Annotated in this window: 1 protein-coding gene; it reads right to left on the bottom strand. The window is 46.6% G+C overall.

Translation table 11 applies throughout. The annotated features are described in order from the left end of the window. A partial coding sequence (locus AB5935_RS27795; RefSeq protein WP_368328074.1) for a PQQ-binding-like beta-propeller repeat protein occupies positions 1–1,075 on the bottom strand: 1,075 nt, incomplete at both ends.

The following is a 1,075-nucleotide window of genomic DNA, read 5'->3' as shown; positions in this document are numbered from 1 at the left end:
ATAGATTGTGCCATCAGCAGATATGGTAGGAGATGATTTCAGTTCGGTTCCAAGCTGGAGCGAAGCGATTGCCTTTCCTGTGGCCGGTTCAAGCTTCACCAAAGAACCTTTTTCCGTATCATTATAGTAGATATACCCTTCATTATCTATAGCAGGAACACCATAAGCAGTACCAGCCACTTCTGTTGACCACAAAACGGAACCAGCGGAAGAAATAGCAGTAATGTATTTGTCAGTAGCTACATACACAACCCCATTTCCATCAACCACCAAGCCATAACCGGTTTGTTTATTTTCCCCTTTGACAGCAGTGTACCATTCAGGAGTAGAAACATTACCTGCGGTCGTCTTCTTGGTATCATAGCAATAAACCAATGCTTTCGTCTCATTGGTCGAAATCCGGGCACCCAAATTATGACAAAGAATATATGCTCTCCCGTCTGCACCGACAGCGATCTGACTGCCATTCGGCTGATCATTCGGAGCATAGTTTTGCTCATTGGTCGACTTGCTCCAGCCATTGCCATTCGGAAAGAAGATGTGTGTACCATACGACCGTCCTCCGCTCTGTCCCGTGTTGACAAGTGCCCTGCCATCTTTCAATCCTACGCAACCGCCATAACTTCCAGAAGATGTTTTCTCCGCATACTTCAGAACACCGGACGCTTTATCGTAAATACGGAAATGCATACCATCCGTACTTGGAGCCGAATTCGTCAGAATCATCACATACTGATCCGTGACAACCGGAGCACCGAAAGGACGCATACTCGATTTTGCGCCAATCGAAGTAAACCACTTCTGTGTGCCGCCGTCCGCACCACCTTTAACGGCATAAATACTGGCAGACTTAGTTGCATCCGCTTTGGAAGAATTATCTCCGACAGCTACATAAACCGTTCCGTCGGAATCCACCGTAGGAGTCGGATGCTGATAGTCAGAACCTCGATTCGGTTCATTGTTCTGTCCGCAATCAAATCCCCAAGTCCGTTCACCGAGTTTCGTGAAACAAACCAGGTTGTAATTACTGGAAGAAACATAAACATACTCACCATCTGCACTTGTTGCCGGAGAA

The sequence above is a fragment of the Phocaeicola sp. RTP21198st1_B8_RTP21198_201120 genome (assembly GCF_040929485.1).
GTDB lineage: Bacteria > Bacteroidota > Bacteroidia > Bacteroidales > Bacteroidaceae > Phocaeicola > Phocaeicola dorei.
The sequence above is the reverse complement of the archived record's forward strand: the minus strand, read 5'-3'. Positions and strand labels throughout refer to the sequence as shown.